The sequence below is a fragment of the Streptomyces sp. NPDC046876 genome (assembly GCF_040645035.1).
In the GTDB taxonomy this organism is placed as follows: Bacteria; Actinomycetota; Actinomycetes; order Streptomycetales; family Streptomycetaceae; genus Streptomyces.
Genome location: NZ_JBEYXK010000127.1, coordinates 1 through 17,469, shown reverse-complemented (window position 1 = coordinate 17,469; position 17,469 = coordinate 1). Strand labels below are relative to the sequence as shown.

The 17,469-nt window shown below is 77.3% G+C and carries 9 protein-coding genes; 1 reads left to right on the top strand and 8 read right to left on the bottom strand.

Annotated features, from left to right (window positions below; genetic code table 11):
• Nucleotides 1–81: 81 nt before the first annotated feature.
• From ABZ924_RS34800 to ABZ924_RS34790, 3 genes are all read right to left on the bottom strand, one after another.
• Nucleotides 82–942, bottom strand: a complete 861-nt coding sequence (locus ABZ924_RS34800; RefSeq protein ID WP_361919083.1) for a hypothetical protein — start codon at nucleotides 940–942, stop codon at nucleotides 82–84.
• 14 nt (nucleotides 943–956) lie between these two features.
• On the bottom strand, nucleotides 957–1,811 hold the full coding sequence (locus ABZ924_RS34795; RefSeq protein WP_361919081.1) for a papain-like cysteine protease family protein: 855 nt from the start codon (nucleotides 1,809–1,811) through the stop codon (nucleotides 957–959).
• Nucleotides 1,812–2,231: 420 nt separating this feature from the next.
• Nucleotides 2,232–2,873 (bottom strand): sortase, encoded by a 642-nt coding sequence (locus ABZ924_RS34790; RefSeq protein ID WP_361919079.1) that lies wholly within the window; start codon nucleotides 2,871–2,873, stop codon nucleotides 2,232–2,234.
• A gap of 579 nt (nucleotides 2,874–3,452) precedes the next feature.
• On the opposite strand from ABZ924_RS34790, the gene ABZ924_RS34785 reads away from it, so the two are divergent.
• The gene (locus ABZ924_RS34785; RefSeq protein WP_361919077.1) at nucleotides 3,453–5,870 is read left to right on the top strand and encodes a SpoIIE family protein phosphatase; all 2,418 of its coding nucleotides are present in this window, start codon (nucleotides 3,453–3,455) and stop codon (nucleotides 5,868–5,870) included.
• Nucleotides 5,871–5,872: 2 nt separating this feature from the next.
• Here ABZ924_RS34785 and ABZ924_RS34780 read toward each other — a convergent pair whose 3' ends face one another.
• From ABZ924_RS34780 to ABZ924_RS34760, 5 genes are read right to left on the bottom strand one after another with little or no spacing between them, the layout of a single operon-like run.
• Nucleotides 5,873–7,702: a thiopeptide-type bacteriocin biosynthesis protein gene (locus tag ABZ924_RS34780; protein ID WP_361919075.1), complete on the bottom strand. Its 1,830-nt coding sequence runs from the start codon at nucleotides 7,700–7,702 to the stop codon at nucleotides 5,873–5,875.
• 7 nt (nucleotides 7,703–7,709) lie between these two features.
• Entirely contained in the window at nucleotides 7,710–10,178 is a 2,469-nt protein-coding gene (locus ABZ924_RS34775; protein ID WP_361919073.1) for a TOMM precursor leader peptide-binding protein, read from the bottom strand.
• Nucleotides 10,179–10,204: 26 nt separating this feature from the next.
• Entirely contained in the window at nucleotides 10,205–12,739 is a 2,535-nt protein-coding gene (locus ABZ924_RS34770) for a hypothetical protein (RefSeq protein WP_361919071.1), read from the bottom strand.
• On the bottom strand, nucleotides 12,736–13,911 hold the full coding sequence (locus ABZ924_RS34765) for a lantibiotic dehydratase C-terminal domain-containing protein (RefSeq protein ID WP_361919069.1): 1,176 nt from the start codon (nucleotides 13,909–13,911) through the stop codon (nucleotides 12,736–12,738). Before ABZ924_RS34765 ends, ABZ924_RS34770 begins: the two co-directional genes overlap by 4 nt.
• Nucleotides 13,908–17,189, bottom strand: a complete 3,282-nt coding sequence (locus ABZ924_RS34760) for a lantibiotic dehydratase (protein WP_361919067.1) — start codon at nucleotides 17,187–17,189, stop codon at nucleotides 13,908–13,910. The genes ABZ924_RS34765 and ABZ924_RS34760 overlap by 4 nt, the downstream gene beginning before the upstream one ends.
• Nucleotides 17,190–17,469: the final 280 nt, after the last annotated feature.

The following is a 17,469-nucleotide window of genomic DNA, read 5'->3' as shown; positions in this document are numbered from 1 at the left end:
GCCGGCGGGGCTGGGTGTGGAGGGGGCGTGGGAAGCTTGGGGGGTGGTGGATGTGGTGGGGCGGGCCTGTGAGGTTGCGCTTTATGGGGACGGCGCGGAGGCGGCTGCCGACGCAGCGGCCGGCTGGTCCCGCTGCTCCTCCGCCAGGCCCGGGTACCCGCCGGCGAGGCCCTTGCGGTCGTACTCGGAGCCGGGCAGCTTGTCGCCGTAGCGGGCCGACACCAGCTTCTGGTAGGCGGCGAGGGTGACGGCGCCCTTCCCGCCGAGGCCCGAGGCCGCCTCCTGGTTGAGCGGCTCGACCATGCCCTCGGCGGTGAGCCGGTACCAGGCGTGGATCTGCGGCTCGTTGAAGGTGCGGGCCTGCGGGGTGCCGCGCTCGGCGAGGCCGAGATCGGCGTCCCCGTCGCGGATGCCGGCCAGCTGCCAGCCCTCGGCTCCGGCGCTCTGCGGGCTGCCGCTCGCCGGCGTGCCGGTGGCGCCCTTGGGTGCGAGCAGTACGGCGGCGGGACGGCCGTCGGAGGCCGTCACCCGGGAGGCCAGGTAGGAGAGCCGCAGTGCGGTCTGCGGGCTCGCCTGGGTCTTGCCGGACACGAACTCGGGGCTGATCTCGAACATCGGCACCGGGTCCTTGAGCTCGAACCGGGGCGGCGCGGCCGGAGCCGCAGGGGCGCTCCCGTTCTTGGGGGCGCCTACGGTGCCCCCGTCCGCGGCGGCGGCGCTGCCGGGCTGCCGGGTCGAGACGAGGAAGCGGGAGACGGTGTTGTGGACCTGGTCGCTGCGCAGGGTCTGCTGGGCGGACTGGTACCCCGCGATGCCGTCGCCGCCGTCCGCGCCGTGCGCGGAAACGTTCCCGCACAGAGCGGTCGCGAAGGCGGTGGTGGCGAGGACGGCTGCCCGGACCGCCGTGCGCTGCATGCGCCGCATGGTCTGCCTGGTCTGCATGATCGGTCTTCTCCTCAGCCCTGGATGCCGATGCGGGAGTGGGTCCACTGGAACGAGTTGTTGTTCACGTAGGTGGAGTAGTCCCACCAGGTGTAGGTCTGGGTGGTCTGCCACGGGTCGCCGACCGCGATCATGTTGCTGGCGCTGTCGTAGCCGTAGATGACGTTCATGTGGCCGCCCCCGCTGCGCCAGCCGAAGCGGACCGCGAACGGCCGGCCCGCGGCGATCTCGGCCGTCGACTCGGCGAACGAGGCGTTGCGGTAGAGGCTGCGGCCGCTGCTGCGCAGTCCGGTCCGGGCCAGGCCGCCCGCCATGTCCTCCAGCGTCGCGGGCTGGTTGTTGCAGTCCACCCAGCCGCTCTGGGCGGCCAGTTGGCAGAACTGCTCCTGGGTGACGTTCTTGCCCCAGTACTTGGCGATGGTCACGCCGGAGGCGTCCCAGCACCACTGGGTCCGAACCTGCTTCTGCATGTCGATCCCGAGCGACTTCGCGGTGGCGGGGCCGGGGCCCGGGTTCGGGGTGGAGCCGCAGACGGGCAGGCGGGTGGTGTTCTCGCTGATGAACGCGTCGGCGATGTAGTACGAACCGGTGTAGATCCACCGCGGGTTGTTCTCCACGGTGTCCCCAGTGGTCCGGCAGGACATCTGGATCCTCTCGCCGACCTTCGAGGAACCGTTGATCCGGGCCGAGAGGGAGGGCTTGACCCGGTGGTTGATGCTGCTGTGGTTCCCCTGTCCGCCGATGACCGTGCCGGTGACCGTGTCGGCCTGGGCGAGGGCCCCGAAGCCGAACAGGAGACCACCGGAGAGTGCGGCGGTGGTGGCGGCTATGACGGCCTTCTTGCGGCGGGACATGCGTCGTTTGTGCATCGTGCTCCTTGGGCCGGGAAAGGGCGAAGCCGCCCCCCGGCCATCCGGTCGTCCGCGGGCGCTATCGGCACCGCATTCCGTGAGTGGATTGGGTGCCCGGAATCTTGCCAGAGAGATACCGGTATGTGGACGCCCATGCTCTACGCGCGAAGATGTCGCCCATTCAACCATCTTTTTCCGCGAATTGACGAACCGTCAATTGCTTTTGACGAACGCGGAGTTGGTGGACGCGTAACGAATGGTCCAGGCCATCCCGAAGCTCGGATGAGGCGCGGACTTTACGCAAGCTTGACGCTTGGAATCGCGTTGTTGGACGGCGCGTCAAAAAGCCGAATAGCCCTGTGTGTATGCCGCGTGACTCTCCATCATTTTTCACCGCAGGAATCGCCTCGCGTTTTGCGCGGGCCGGGCGGGCGAGGGTCAGGGGGCGGTGCCGGTGAGGACGCCGATCTTGTCGAGGCGGTGTTCGGGGTTGTTCTGCGCATCGCGCCAGTGGTTCCCCGCCGCGTCGTCCTCCGGGGTGAGGCAGGTGGTCACGGTGATCATCGCCCGGGTCGGCGCCGTGCCGGGCGAGCCGGGTACGGGGGCCCGCTGAGCGTCCATCGAGGCCGGGGACCGGAAGGAGGTCGTCCGGGTGGCGCTGATCGTGTACTCGTACGTCACCCCGCCGGCGGTCACCAGCACGGTGGCGCCCTCCCGCAGCGCGGGCAGCGCATGCAGCGGCCCGCCCGCCGTGACGCGGTGCCCCGTGACGATGTAGTTGCCGACCTCGCCGGGGCCGACCCCGCCGCCGGGACCGCGCGGGCTCGCGGCCACCCCTTGGTCCTGGATCAGGGTGCCCGCCGCGTCATCGGGACTGCCGCCGTACGGAACCACCGGCAGCCCCGACACCCCGATGGAGGGGATCGACAGCTCGGCCGCCGCGGCGCGTCCGGTGGCCCGGGCGCCCGCCGCGGCCGGTCCGGACGCGGCAGCGCCGGGCGCCGTCAGCGGGACGGCGAGGACGGCGACGGCCACGGCGGCCGTCAGGGCGTGGAGGCGACGCGTGGGGCGTTGGGGCATGACGAGTCCCGGGGGGAGGGGAAGGGGGAGACAGGCCGGGCCGCGCGGCCCGAAGCAGGCGCAGCCGGCTCTTCCAGCCTGGCACCGGCTCTCCCTGACGGCACGTCGGCCGCACTGCCCCGGCGGCATTGCGAGGGAACCGTGCAGAGCACCGCAGCGCCAAGGCCCGCCCGCGCGTCGCTGCTCGGTGCCGTCCACCGCGGGCGACACCGCGGCGACACCGGGGGCGACACGGCGGGCGACACTGTGGCGACACCGAGGGAGACGGTTCCCGTACGCATGGTTCCCGGGCCGCGGGCCGCCGGGCCCCCCCGACGGCCGTCCGGATGCGGCCCCCGCGCAGCAAGGGGCATCCTGGCTGTGTGGCCGGGAGAGCGGTGCGACCTGGCGCGGGCGCCGGCGCACGGGTTCCGTGGGCGTCGGACGTCGACCGTGCCCGCGTCGAGGCGGGCGTACGGCGCCACCGCCCTCGGCTCCGTTCCGGCTGTGGGCACCCCGGCGGCGCCGGGCCCGCGCGCCACGTACGTGCGAACGCGCTCGCAGCGCAGTGGGGAAGAGGTGTCATGAGCGAGATGCGCCATGGGCGAGATCCCCGGCTTCGGTGAGCTCCAGGACCCCCTCGACGCGTCCCGCGTGGCCGTGGTGGTCCTCGACGGCGACAGCCGGGTGATCGGCTGGAGCCCGGCGGCCGCGGAGCTGCTCGGGTACCCGGCGCCGGAGGTGCTGGGCCGGGAGTTCGCCGACCTGGTGACCGGCACCGCGGCGCCCGAACTCCAGCCGGGACTGCGGCGCGTGCTCCGGCTGCGCCACAGGAACGGGCGCGCCGTGAAGGCGGCGATCGCCGTCCACACCCTGGCCCCCGGCGGCACGGAGCCCGGCAGGGACGGCGGGGACGGCAGGGACGGCGGGGGCGGCGGGGGCGACCCGAGCGGCGCCGCCGCGCCGCGCCCCGCACGCCTGCTCGCCATGGCCGACGCCGACGAGACCGAGCAGTGGAACGCCCTGCAGTCGATGCTGCGCGGGCTCGCCACGCAGTCGCCCGTCGGCCTGGCCCTCTACGACACCCGGCTGCGCGTCGTCTGGACGAACGCCGCCCTCTACAAGGAGATGGGGCCCGCCCAGTACGCCGGGGTGGGCCCCGACGACATGGTCACGCACGGCGCGATCGTCTCTCCCGGCATGCCCGAGACCCTGGAGGAGGTCATGGGCGGGGTGCTGGCCACCGGCGAGCCCGTGATCGAGCTGCACTACCGGGGCCGGCCGCCCTCCGCTCCCGACCGCGACCACGTCTGGTCGTGCTCGTACTACCGGCTGGAGGACCTGTCCGGCACACCGCTGGGCGTGTGCGAGGAGACGTTCGACATCACCGAGCGCTACCTCGCCCAGCAGCGCCTGGACCTGCTGGTCCGGGCCGCCAGGAGCGTGGGTACGACCCTCGACATGGACCGCACCGCCCGCGAGTTCGCCGCCGTGACCACCCCGTGGTTCGCCGACCGGGTCACGGTGGACCTGCTGGAGACGGAGTCCGACGGCGATCGGCACCGCTCGGACGCCGAGGCCGGCCCCCGGATGGTCCGGGTATGGCCACCCGCGGAGCCCCCCGGCACACACTCCGCCGCCCCCGCCGCCCCCGCCGTTCCCCCAGCCCCTGCCATCCGCCCGGTGCGCGAGCCGGGTCTGCTCGCGGTACCGCTCCGCGCCAAGGGGAGCGACCTGGGCGTCGTGTCCTTCGCCTGGGACCACCGCACCAAGCCCTTCGACGCCGGCGAGCTGGCCGTGGCCGACGAACTCGCGGCCCGGCTCGCGGTGTGCGTGGACAACGCCCGCCGCTACGCCCGCGAACACGCCGCCGCCCTGGTGCTCCAGCGGAGCCTGCTGCCGCGGCTGCTGCCCCAGCTCTCCGCCGTGGAGCTCGCCTGCCGCTACCTCCCCGCCGACAGCCGGGCCGGGGTGGGCGGCGACTGGTTCGACGTCATCGCCCTGTCCGGGACCCGGGTGGGACTGGTCGTCGGGGACGTGGTCGGGCACGGCCTGGGCGCCGCCGCCACCATGGGCCGGCTGCGCACCAGCGTGCGCGTGCTGGCCCGGATGGACCTCTCCCCCGACGAACTCCTCGCCCGGCTCGACGACCTCGTCACCCAGGGCGCCGACGAGCGCGCCGCGCTCCACGTCGAGGGGGAGGAGCTCTCGGAGGACGAGGCCCTCGGCGTCACCTGCCTCTACGCCGCGTACGACCCCGTGTCCGGGACGTGCACGATGGCGCGGGCCGGACACCCGCTGCCGGCCGTCGTCGACCCGGACGAGGGCACGGTCACCTTCCCCGAGCTGCCGTCCGGACCGCCGCTGGGCCTGGGCGGCCTGCCCTTCGAGTCCGTGGAGATGACCCTTCCCCCGGGCAGCCTGCTCGCCCTCTTCACCGACGGCCTCGTACGGGGCCGCGGCCGCGACCTCGACGATCAACTGGGCGCACTGAGCGCGGTCCTGAGCCGGCCGGACCGCCCCCTGGACGACCTGTGCGACGAGGCGGTGGGCACTCTGCTGCCCGCCCCGACCGAGGACGACGCGGCGCTGCTGCTGGCCCGCACCCGGCTGCTCGGCGAGCACCAGGTCGCCGTGTGGGACGTGAGCAGCGACCTCCAGGCCGTGGGCCGGGCGAGGGCCGCGGCGGCCGCGCAGCTGCGCGAGTGGGGGCTCGAGGACCTGGTCTTCACCGTGGAACTCGTGGTGAGCGAGCTGGTCACCAACGCCATCCGGTACGCCGGGGACGGCCCCGTCCGGTTGCGCCTGATCCGCGACCAGACGCTGATCTGCGAGGTGTCCGACAGCGGCCACACCTCGCCGCACATGCGGCACGCCGCCAACGACGACGAGGGCGGCCGCGGCCTGTTCATCGTGGCGCAGACGGCCCACCAGTGGGGCACCCGCTACACGGCCACCGGAAAGATCATCTGGGCGGAGCAGGCCCTGCCCCAGGCGAACCGGCCGCCCGCCGAGTAGCGTCAGGTGCTCTCCGGCGCGTCGGCCCCGCCCGGGCGGCCGAGCGGCAGCAGGTACTGGACCGGCTCGTCGAGGTCGTCCAGGCCCAGCAGCTCGTGCGCCAGGTCGTCGTGCAGGCCGCCGAGCGGGATCGTGGCCAGCCCGTACGCACCCGCCGTGAGCTGGAGCGTCTGCGTCAGGTGCCCGGCCTCCAGCAGGCCCAGCCGCAGCGCCCGCAGCCCGTAGCGGCGGCGCAGCAGCCCGAGGTCCAGGTGGACGGCAAGGACGGCCGGCGCCTCGTCGATCCCGACCGCGTCGGGATCCTCCGCCGGGCGCGAGAGGTACGAGGACAGTGCCTTGAGCGCGTCGAGCTCCGGAGCGGGCCCCAGCGGTACCAGGGACCGCCGCTCCGGCAGGCAGTGGTAGGTGCCCGCGGGCAGTCCCGCCACGGCGAGCGCCAGCAGCCGCACCCGGACGCTGTACAGGGCGCCCGCACTCGGGTACGGGCGGTGGCCGAGCACGCGCTGCGTCCCGTCGGCGAGCGGCTGCCGGGACACGCCGCCCGGCGCGAGGGCGTGCCACAGCACCCCGCCCAGCTCCTGCGCGGTGAGGGGCCCCCGCAGCTCGCCGCGCGCCGAGCGGCGGCGGCGCAGCGCCTCGCCGAGCGGCAGCCCGGGCAACGGGGCCGCGGGCAGCGGGCGTTCGCCGTCGGGACGGTGGCCGGCCGGCTCCGCGGGGCGGGCGATGTGGCGTACGGCGGTGTCCTCGGCCCGGCCGATCTGGAACTTGCTCCGCTCCAGGTACCGGTAGTCCGCCGCACCGGCCCCCGCCTCGAAGAAGCCGCCCGCGTCCCCGGTCTCCAGCAGGGCCCGGCCCGCGAGCCGGCAGACCGCCCGCTCCTCGTCCGGCGTCACACCCAACCGGTTGAACAACATGTGGAGTTGGGACGCCCACACCCACAGCCGGCGGTCCAGCCGCTCCGGCGCCCCCGGCCGGTCGGCGGGAACGACGGCCCGTATCCGCGCGTCGGCGGCGCGCACCTGCCGGGTCCAGTCCGCGAGCCAGGACGCGGCGGTGCCGTCGTCGAGCCCGGCGCGGACGGCTCGGGCCCGCCGTGCGAGGGTCTCCCGCTGGCCGGCGAACACGGTGTTGACGCGGGTGTGGACGGCGGCCCCGGGCAGCGGCCGCACCTCGGTCACCCAGCGCCAGGACGCCGCGTGCCGGCGCAGCCAGCCCGCGGCGGCCAGCTCGTCGAGGCCCAGCGCGTACGCGGTGGCGTGGGCGAGGTCCAGGGCGAGCGGCAGCCGGTCCGCCCGGCCGGGCACGGCGCGCAGCGCGGCGACGGCCGTACGCGTGGAGTGCACGAACACATCCTCGGCCGGCGGGAGCGCCGCCGGACCCCCGTAGCGCTCGGTCTCGGGCTCGTACGGCACCGCCCGCACCTCGCCGTGCCGGCCGGGCCAGGGGCCGGGGGCGGGGGTGAGGCGGGCGGCCGCCGGCCCGAGCTCCGAGGCGAGTGCGGCCGATTCGGCGCCCGGCGCCCCGCACCCCGCGGCGTGCGCCGCCGGTTCGCCGTCGGCCTCGGTGCGGCGGAACCTGATCCGCAGGTGGGGTCCGCCCTCGCCGTGGCGGATGAAGAACCAGGCACCGGCCCCCGGCCCGTACCGGGCGTCCATCAGCGGCGCGAGCACGCCGGTGACGAAGGCGTCGGTGTCCGCGCCGCCGGTGTGCAGCGCCAGGTGCAGGCTCTGCCAGCCGCCCGCCGGGGCCGCGGACGGGGCGGCGAGCGGGGTCGACGGGACCGAGGACGGGAGTGGGACCGGGGACGGGGAGGGGTTCGCAAGATCGGTCATCGGATCCTCACGGGAACGGGTGCGGGTACAGGGCGAGTTCGTCGTGGCGGAGCGGGCGGGCGGTCCGTCCCAGCCGGTGGGGCACCTCCAGCAGCCGCGGCAGCCCGAGCGTGCGGCGGTTGACGTGCCCGAACGTCATCGGGAGGGTGCCGGGCACGACCACCTTGGCGCAGTGCAGGCCCAGCCGGTCCCGGATGTCGGCCTCGTCCTGCGTCACCACGACCACCTCCAGCCCCTCCGCGGCCAGCCGCCCCACCGTCTCCGACAGCAGCCGGGTCAGGTCGGCCACCGGGGCGGGCGCGCCCGGCCACCGCTCCTGCCACGGGGCTCGCGGCGTGTCGGCGAACAGGAACTCCAGCCGTGGCTGCGCCTGCGGCAACGCGTTCAGGCCCACGTGGTCGTCGAGGTCGACCACCAGCTCCGGGCGCTCCAGCATGGGCCGCAGCCGCTCCGGGTCGCGGGGCCCGCCCGGTCCGGCGGGCCGGTGCGCGGCGTCCTGGACGTTGGTGACGACCTCCGCCACCGCCGAGCGGATCGCGGCCCGCGGATCGTGGTGGGCCCCGGCGGCCAGGAAGGCCCGAGGGGCGTCGCGGTGGTTCCCCCCGTAACGGCACAGGGCGACCACCGCCGGGATGCCGAGGTCATTGGTGGCGTCCAGCAGGGTCAGCCGGTACCCCAGCAACTCGGCGCGCGCGGCCAGGGCGGCCACCAGCGGGTCGTCGTCGGGCACCGCGACACCGGGCAGCGGCGTGCGCGCGTACCAGGCCATCAGGAAGGCGTCCCGCTCCGCCACCTCGAACAGCCCGTACAGGGCGGCCTCCTGGGGGCTGTTGCCGAGCCCGCAGCCATTCGAGGACTCGTACACCACCCGGGTCCGGCGGCGGTCCGGGCCCTGCTCCGGCACGTCCCAGTACGCCACGTGCTCGGGTACGGCCCGGGCCCGGCCCGCGGTGAGCGACCAGCCGTACACCCACTCCAGTTCCAGGTCCGGGTGGTACGGGACGGTACGGGACGCGGGGTGCCCGTGGTGGGCCGGATCGGGCAGACCCAGCCGGACCGGGTCCACGGCGGCCTCCGGGCCCAACTGCGCGAAGGACGCGCGCAGAACGCTCCGGCGGCCCATCGGCCGCATCCCGGCCAGCCGCTCCACGGCCTCGAACAACGCCACGCGCTCACTCGATGCGAAGTCCGCGGAGCGCCCGTACCCGCCGTCGTCGAGGAGGCGGCCGTCCGTCACCCAGGCCGTGGTGAGCGCGAAGGCGGAGTCCTCGGTGCGGAAGAGGCGGCGCACCGGTCCGAAGCGCTCGTCGTACAGCTCGGCCCGCAACCGGTCCTCGGCCGTACGGTCGTTGGGGCCGCGCAGCACCGAGGGGTCGGGCAGCGGCCGGGGCGTGGCCGCGATGCGGGCCGCGTCGGCGGAGTCCGCCGGCAGCGGCCGGCACACCGGGCACCCGCCGACCGGGCGGACGCGGTGGGTGGACCAGGTGGCCCGGTTCCCCTGGACGAGGTGCACGGTGGCGCCCGTTTCGACCCCGGACTCCGCACCGACGGCCCCTGGCCGCCCGGCGGAGCGGGAGCCGCCCGGCTCGGTTTCGGCGGCGCCGCCGGTGTCGGGGGCCGCGCCGACCGGATGCGGCCGTCCCGGGTCCGGCATTTCCGGCCTCGCCGGCGTTTGAGGCGCGGGTCCGGGTGGAGCCGGGTGGCTGGTGGAGCGGGGGTTGCCTGGTTCGGTTTCGGCGACGCCGCCGGTGTCGGGGGCCGCGCCGACCGGATGCGGCCGTCCCGGGTCCGGCGTTTCCGGCCTCGTCGGGGTTTGAGGCGGGGGTCCGGGTGGAGCCGGGTGGCTGGTGGAGCGGGGGTTGCCTGGTTCGGTTTCGGCGGCGCCGCCGGTGTCGGGGGCCGCGCCGACCGGATGCGGCCGTCCCAGGTCCGGCATTTCCGGCCTCGCCGGCGTTTGAGGCGCGGGTCCGGGCGGAGCCCGGTGCCCGGCGGAGCCGGGTTCGCCTGGCGCCGCTTCGCCGACGCCACCGGCTTCGGCGGCAGCGCCAGGTTCGGCCTCCAGCAGCTCGGCCGCGAGCAGCAGGGCCGCGTCCGCCAGGGCCGGCGTACCGATGCCTCCGAGCGCCAGCCGGGGACTCTGCCACGGCACCCGGCCGCCCGCGGTGGCCAACCGCTGGTACTCGGTGCACACCAGGCAGGCCCGCGCCCCGGGTTCCAGCACGGGCCCGACCACGGTCAACGCCCCGTCCTCCCGGACCGGCACGAGCCGTACGGGATGGGCCAGCGCATGCCGGCTGAGCCGCTCCGCCGCCTCCAGGGTCCAGGAGCCGAGGTGGACCACGGCAGCGCCGTCCCTGAAGGCCAGCGCCGCCGCCACATCCAGCACGGGCGGACCGCCGTCACCCGGATGCCCCGACCCCGCGCCGTCGGCGGCGGTCGTGTCGGCCGCCGCCCCGTCCGGGGCCGTGGTGTCCATCGCTGCTCCTCTCGTTGCCGTCGCCCTCATCGCGGGTCTCCCGTCCAGGCCAGGACGGGGAAGCCGCAGGCGCGCAGCGCCGCCCCGACCCGCCCGGCGGAGCCGGTGCCCGCGCCGGCCGCAGGGCGGGCGTCCTCCGGCCGCCACGGCTCGGCGCGAAGGCCCGTCAGCCGCGCCAGAGCCGCGCACAGCCCCGGCTCCCGCTGCGCGATCCCCGCAAGCCAGTGGTCGGTCCACCCCTCGTCCGCCCAGGCCACCGGGCTGATCCCCGCCGCGGCGAGCGGGGCCTCGGCCCCGCTGAACACGGTGTGCGCGGCCCCGGCCGGGCCGTGCTCGGCGGCCATGGCCCGGGTGACCGCCCCGAGCGCGGCCAGCGCAGCCGCGTCGGCGGGCGTGGCCTCCACCGCGCGAGCCGTCACTCCCGCCGTGCCGCGCGCACCGGGCCGCGGCGCGGACTCCCGTACGACGGCCAGATAGACCTCCTCCGCCCCCAACCGCCGGACGGCCATACGCGCCGGACGTGCCATGTGCCGGGTCAGGACGGTCCACCAGTGGCGGGCCTGCGGATGCCCCGCCCATTCCTCGTCGCGCAGCCCGACCCAGGGACCGGAACGGTCCTCGGCGGCGAGCGCGGCCCGGCGCAGGGCCCGCCCCAGGGCGTGCGCGGGCCCGGCACCGACCGCCACCGGCCCCGACATCCCGTCGGCCAGATGCAGTTCGGCCGCGCGGCACGCCGCGGAGAGGCGGGCCAGGTCCGCGCGGGGAGCACCCGCCACCAGCGGCCCTGCCGGGGTGCGGCAGGCCGCGAGCGCCGCGGGCAGCTGCGGCAGCCCGCCCGGCAGCGGCGCATCGAGCACCCCCAGGTACGGATCGCCCAGCGCCCCGATACGGCGCAGGGCCCCCGCCAGATCGGCGGCAGGCGGCACCGGGGGACCCGCCGGGTCGGCCGGCCCGCCGAGCCACGGGTGGTACGAGGCCTGCGGCGGCCGCGCTTCGGCGATGAGGACGGCGGGCAGGCCGGGCAGCAGCCGCGGATCGTCCTCCGGCTCGGCCGGATCGGGCAGCCCGGCCACGTCACACAGCAGCCGCTGCGCAGCGGCGCCGGCCAGCAGGGCGGTCAGCGCAGCCGACACCCCCGTCCCGCCCGCTACCGCCGCGGCTGACGGGGCAGCGGCATCGGCATGCGCTTGCCCCGGTGCGCCGGAGGCCGCGGTGTACGCCACCGCGACCATGTCCGGCCATCCCGGTCCGCCGGGGGTCCCAGGCCCGCCCGACACCGTCGCGGTCGGCGGCGCGCCATCGGCAGCGGCCACATCGGCGATGGGCGCATGGTTCTGTTCAGGCGTGGCCGAGGCCGTGACGAGGTCGCCGTCGGCGGTGCGGACCGCGGCTACGGCCGCGGGCGGAGTTCCGGCGGCGCCTGCCGCCGGGCCGGGCGGCAGGCCGGAGTCGCGGCAGCCCTGTGCGGGGGCCACCGGTACCGCCGCGGCATCGACAACGGCGCCCTGGCGGGCGTCGGACGCGACGCCGGACGACAGGGCGCCCGCCGCGGCAGCGGCATCGGCGGTTCGCCGGGTGGCGGACGGGGCGTGGGGCGGCTCGGCGGCCGTCGCGGCGCGCGACTCGGCGATCGCGGCGGCGGCCATCTCGGCGATGTGCACGTGTTCCTGTTCAGGTTCAGGCGTGTCCGCAGCCGTGGCGAGGTCGCCGTGGACGGTGTGGACCACCGCTTCGACCGCGTACGGAGTTCCGGCGGCCACCGCCGGCCCGGGCGGCAGACCGGAGTCGCGGCACGCCCCGCCGCGGGTACCGGCGCCGGCCCGCACGGCGGTGTTCGCGTCCGGTGCTCCCGACCCGCCCGGTACCGCCGCGGCACCGGCCACGGCGCTCTGGCGGGCGTCGGACGCGACGCCGGACGACAGGGCGCCCGCCGCGGCGATCGAGGCGGTCACAGCAGCGGCATCCGCATGGGCCCGCTCCGGTGTCGCCGGGGAGGTGACGAAGCCGCCGTCGGCGGTGTGGGCGACGGCCACGGCCACCGGGGGAGTCCCGGCCGTGGCCACCGCCCGTCCGGGCGGCAGGCCGGGGTCGCACCGGAACTCGGGGCGGGCCCCGGCACGGCTCAAGGCGCGCAGCAGTGCCGCGGCGAGGGGACCCTCCGGGTCGGCCGCAGTGACCACCGGGCGGGCGGCGGCCAGGGCCTCCGCCGCGGGTCCGGGTCGGGGCGTGGACGCGGCCAGCCAGGCGGGGGGTTCGCCGGCGTCCGCCGGGTGTTCCGTGAGCAGGCCGTGCGTGCGCAGCTGCGCGGTCAGCGCGTCGAGCGCGGCCCCGACCCGCGGGTCGGCCGGATCGAGGGGGCGGCCGGACACGGCCCCGCCGTCCGCCGGCCCGTGGCCCAGCCGCTCGGACAGCAGCTCCCACAGGGCCGGCAGGGCGCGGCTGCCCTCCAGCGTCACGCTCCCGTCCCGGCCGCGCAGGTGCAGCCCGGCCCGCAGCGGGGTGACCGCCACCCCGGGCCGCAGCCGCAGCCGCAGGCGCGTCGGCTCGGCGGCGGCGGTCACGGCGTCCCCTCCACGGCGGCGATGACCTCGTCGAGGTGCGTCTGCCACCGGTGCCCCGTGAGACCCGGCACGCTCCTCACCACCAGGTGGGCGGCCAGATAGCGCTCCACGGGCCGGACGTCGCAGATCGCGAAGAGCCGGTACAGCCCGTTCGTACAGGCCCGGTGGACCACGTACTCGGGTCGGCTGAACATCGTGCCCCGCGGATCGGAGCGGTGCAGCCGCCGGTGGAAGTCGCTGTACCCGGTCCGCAGGTCCCGGTCCCAGCGCGCGGCGGTGGCCGGGTCGCCCAGCGCCGCGGCCCGGTCCCGGTACTCCCCGGAGTCGCCGCCGAGGTCCGCGCCCGCGGTGAACCGTTCCTCCGCGGTCCGCCACGCCTCGGCGGACCAGTCGGCCCAGGCCCGTTCCCAGCCGTCCGCACCGCCGCCCGCACCGCGGCCCGCGATCCGGCCGACCAGCCGGGAGATCCCCTCGCCCGCGGCCTCCCAGCGACGCTCGAAGGCCGCACGCAGCCGGCCGTCGGGATCGTCGTGGAGGAGGAAGTCCTCCAGGTGGGAGACGTACGAGTAGTGGCCGCCGACCAGGCCCGCGGGGTGCGCGGCCGCATGGGCGGCAAGGGCCGCCACCACGAGCTCGACCCGGGCCGCGGAGGCGTCCTGGCGCCCGCCGAGGAAGGCGGTGCCCGCCTCGAGCGCGGGCAGGCCCAGGGCCAGCAGGTCTTCGCGCAGCCGCACCCCGTCCGGGCCGATCAGCGCCTCCAGGGAGCTCCGGTCCACCGGCTCCACCCGCACCGTGTTGTCCGGTACGAGCGGACCGTACGGCGGAGGGACCAGCTCCGCCCGGCCCGCCGACGCCGCCTGCGCCAGCAGCTCCCGCTCGTCGACCGCGGCCCGCGAGGGGTGTACGGCCACATGGGCGCGCAGCGCGGCGGCGGTCCGCTCGGCCGCGGCGGCCACCGCTCCCGGCGCGCCGCGCAGCCGTAGCCTCAGGTGCGGCCCGTACAGCCAGTGGCGTTCGACGTGGACGGTCAGCCCGTCCGCTGCTGCCCGCCGGGCGAGCGGCAGCACCGCCTCGCGCAGCAGGGGCGCCTTGACCGGTTCGTAGTGCCGTACGACGACGTCGAGGGCGGCGGGGTCCGGGCCGGTGGCCGGGGCGGTGACCGGGGCGTTCATCGGATGCCTCCTCGGCGGTCGACGGGCGGGGCGGGGCGCGCCGGGCGGTAGGTCTCGGCGACCAGTTCCACGGCGCGGGCGCGCTGCCCCCGGCCCCCGAACACGGGCAGCGCCTCCTCCAGCACCACGCCGCGCGGATGGCGGGCCAGCCAGCCGGCGAGGCAGCGCAGGTGCAGGGCGCTGCCCAGGTCGAGGGCCTGCGGTTTCGGTGCGCGCAGGCTGCGTACGAAGTCCTCCACGGCCCGGCCTGCCGGCGGCTCGGGAACCGGGTGGAGGAACAGCTGCTCGGGCAGGCCCAGCAGCGCCCGCCAGCGGGCCGCGGCAGCGGCCGGAACCTCGCCTGGGTCGGCGGCGAGCTCGGCCCGCAGCGCGGCGAGCACCCCCTCGGGCAGGTGCCAGCGCCGCCGGGCGAGCACCAGGTGCCGGTGGCGCAGCCGCGGGGTGGTGACCACCTCGCCGCCGGGGGCGGCCACGGCGCGGCGGGGCAGCAGCGGCCGGAAGTCGACCACGCCGCCGGGGTGGTCGCAGAGGAACGGCGCGAGGCGCTGCGGGAGCATGACCGGGGCGAGGAAGCCGAGGTAGAGCACGTCGAGGGGCTCGCCGGTGGCCCGCAGCCGCAGCCGGAGCTGGTCGGAGGCCGGCTCGTGGGCCAGCTCCAGGTCGGCCTCGGCGAGGGCGGACCAGTAGCGGTCGGGTCCGAGCTCCTCGCCGGTCAGGAGCGGGTGGAGGTTGGCGTTGAAGCCGCCCACCGGCCGGATCTGCGCGGCGCGGGCGCCGTCGCCGAGGCCGCGGCGGATCTCGCGGGCCACCTCGGCGGCGGCGCCCGGGGGGAGGTCGTCGAGGAAGCGGCTGGTGAAGCGGCCCCAGCCGCCGTAGACGTGGTTGACGCAGAGCAGGTCGTCGCCGTCGCCCTCGCCGTCGTCGCCGTCGCCGTCGCCGCCCACCCGGCCGGCCGGCACGGCGCGCTGGACGAACCAGGAGTAGCTGAGGGGGCGGGCGGCGGTCCAGCCGGGCAGTCGCGCGGCGAGCCCGCACACGGCGTCGCGGGGCAGCACCACCTCTTGCGCCGGCCCGGCCGGCGCGCCGGCCCGTACCTGCCGGACGAACTCCTCCCGGAGCCGGGCAAGTCGACCGAGCTCCTCCGAGAGACCGGGATCACCGGAGGGGCGGCCGGCGAGGTGTGCGGCCTCCTCCCACGCGGCGGCGGTGTCGGCGCCGAACTCCCAAGCGGCGGGGCAGGTCCCGCCGGGCCCGTATCGGGCGACGAAGCGCTCCAGCGCGGCCCGCCGCATCCAGTGCCCCAGGTCGAACAGCTCGGCCAGGCCCGCCACTTCGCCGAGGGCGTCCCGGTCGGCGCGGCTCAGCGATCCGGCGGAGGCCGTTGCCGGGCGGCCGTCGCCGCGTACCCCGGGCTCCGCCGGCGCCGGCCCGGCCGCGACCACGTCCTCGGACAGGACGTTCAGCGGAGCCGCGTCGGCCGGGACGGGCCGGCCGGCATCGGCCAGCAGGGCGCGCCAGCGCTCCGCGAGGCCGTCGAGCAGGCCGGGCCGCGCCTCGGCGCGGGCGTGGGCGAACCGGGCGGTGTCGGCGGCGAGCCGGTCGATCCGGTCGGCCAGGCCGGTGTCCTCTGGCCATTGGCGCAGCCATCGGGCCAGGGCGCGCAAGGGGGCCGGGTCCTGCGGGGCCACGGGTTCGACGGGCACCAGTAGTCCGCTGTCGGCGAGCCGGCCGACGAACCGGCCGACCTCGGGATCCGCTGCCGGCCGGCCGAGGACCGGGGCGAGCCGGGCGGCCAGTGCGTCGAGCGGTGCGGGCGTGGCAGCGATCCCCGTGAGGGAGGCCAGGGCGGGGCGGGCGGCGAGCTCGAGCTCCTCCTCGTGGGTGACGAGGTACCGGCCGCCCGCGAACACCGTCCGGTCCCGGACGTACCGGGCCCGGCCGTCGGCGGTGGGCCGGGCGCTGCTCGTCAGCCGGTGCGGCAGCGCGCGGCGGCGCCGCGGTTCGTCGAGCAGCGCGGCGGAGAGCGCCGCGACCAGGGCCCGGTTCTCCCGCACGACACCCCGCAGCCCGGCCCCGGCCGCCCCCGACCCCACCGGCAGAACCGTGCCCCCAGCCGGCCCCGGACCGACCAGCGGAGCCGTACCGGTCGGCGCAACGGCGTCCGCCGACGGCCCCGAGGCGGCCGACGGCACCGGCTCCACCTCCGGTACCGGGCCGGCCGCTGGCATCGTGCCCCTCGGCGGCACCGGGCCGGCCAGCGGTGGCGGGCCCTCCGGCCAAACTGCCTCCGCCGAGGGCACGGAGGCGGACGGCGGTACCGGCTCCACCGCCGGTACCGGGCCAGTCGGCGAAATGGCGTCCGCCGACGGCCCCGAGGCAGCCGGCGGCACCGGCCCCACCGGCGAGTCTGCGCTCACCGGCGGAACCAGGGCCGCCGCCGGCGTCGGGCCCGCGGCGGGCGTCTGACCCACCGGCGGGACCGGGCCGACCGGCGAAACCGTGGCAGCCGGCGGCACCGGGTCGGTCAGCGGCACGGACGGACGGGGTCGGGTGGTCTCGTCGGCGGCGGCCGTGTCGTGCACGGTCCCGTCAGGGGCGGCGGGAGTGTCCTCCGTGGCCCGGGCAGCCGTGGTGGCCGTACCGTCCGACCAGCCGACGGCGGTGAACCAGGACAGCGGGCTGGTCTTGGTGCTGGCCCTCAGCGCGTGCCGCAGCACCGAGGGCTCCTCCTTGCGGGCGCGGCGCCCGCCCTCCTCCCGGGCCGCCCGGGACACGGCGCGCAGCAGGTCGGCACTGGTGAGGGCGACGGCCCGGGCGAAGCCGGGGGAGCGGCAGAGTTCCGCGAGCGCGGCGCGCTCGGCGGCCAGCGCGGCCGGGGTGGCCTCGGCCAGACCAGCGAGGACGGCTGCCCGGCTCTCGTGCAGGGCGAGCCAGTCGCCGAGCCGCGGCACGCGGGCGGGCAGGTCACCGAGCCGGGCCAGCAGGGCCGGGCGGGGGCTGCGGCCGTTGTGCAGGGCGCGGCGCAGCGGGAGCACCACCTGGCGGTGGAACTCCTCCGGGTGGCCGCCCCGGGAGGCGAACAGGTCGTCGCACAGGGCGGGCCGTAACGCGGCCTCACGGGCGGCGAGGCCGGCGAGCCGGGCGATCAGCGTGCGCACCCGCGCGGCCTCGGCCGGCTCCGCGGGATGCGCGGCAACGGTGGTGCGGACCAGCACGTACGGGGCGGTCCGCGCAGGCGCGACGCGTGGCGGCGCGGCCGGCTGGGCGGGGTGCGGCATGGCGGGGCTCCCGTGGTGCGGTCGGGGTGGGGCGGGGTGGGTCCCGGGGGATCCGTGTGGGGCCGGTGAACCGGTGGCGCCGGTCGGGGGATGGGCCGGCGGCCGGTGGCGCCGGTCGGGGGCGCGGGGCGGATGGCGCCGGTGGGCCGGGGACCGGCTTGTGGCTCGGCCGGAGTCCCGTGCGGCCGGCCCGGGGGGGGGGGGCCCCCCGGGGGGGGCCCGCGGCGAGGGGGGCGGGCCGCGCCCCCCCCCGGGGGGCCCCCCCGCCCGGGGGGGCGCG

Bases quoted from the DNA above. Each gene is read 5' to 3' on its own strand.
- ABZ924_RS34800 (WP_361919083.1), bottom strand. From the start codon at position 942: ATGCAGACCAGGCAGACCATGCGGCGCATGCAGCGCACGGCGGTCCGG.
- ABZ924_RS34795 (WP_361919081.1), bottom strand. From the start codon at position 1,811: ATGCACAAACGACGCATGTCCCGCCGCAAGAAGGCCGTCATAGCCGCC.
- ABZ924_RS34790 (WP_361919079.1), bottom strand. From the start codon at position 2,873: ATGCCCCAACGCCCCACGCGTCGCCTCCACGCCCTGACGGCCGCCGTG.
- ABZ924_RS34785 (WP_361919077.1), top strand. From the start codon at position 3,453: ATGGGCGAGATCCCCGGCTTCGGTGAGCTCCAGGACCCCCTCGACGCG.
- ABZ924_RS34780 (WP_361919075.1), bottom strand. From the start codon at position 7,702: ATGACCGATCTTGCGAACCCCTCCCCGTCCCCGGTCCCACTCCCGTCC.
- ABZ924_RS34775 (WP_361919073.1), bottom strand. From the start codon at position 10,178: ATGGACACCACGGCCCCGGACGGGGCGGCGGCCGACACGACCGCCGCC.
- ABZ924_RS34765 (WP_361919069.1), bottom strand. From the start codon at position 13,911: ATGAACGCCCCGGTCACCGCCCCGGCCACCGGCCCGGACCCCGCCGCC.
- ABZ924_RS34760 (WP_361919067.1), bottom strand. From the start codon at position 17,189: ATGCCGCACCCCGCCCAGCCGGCCGCGCCGCCACGCGTCGCGCCTGCG.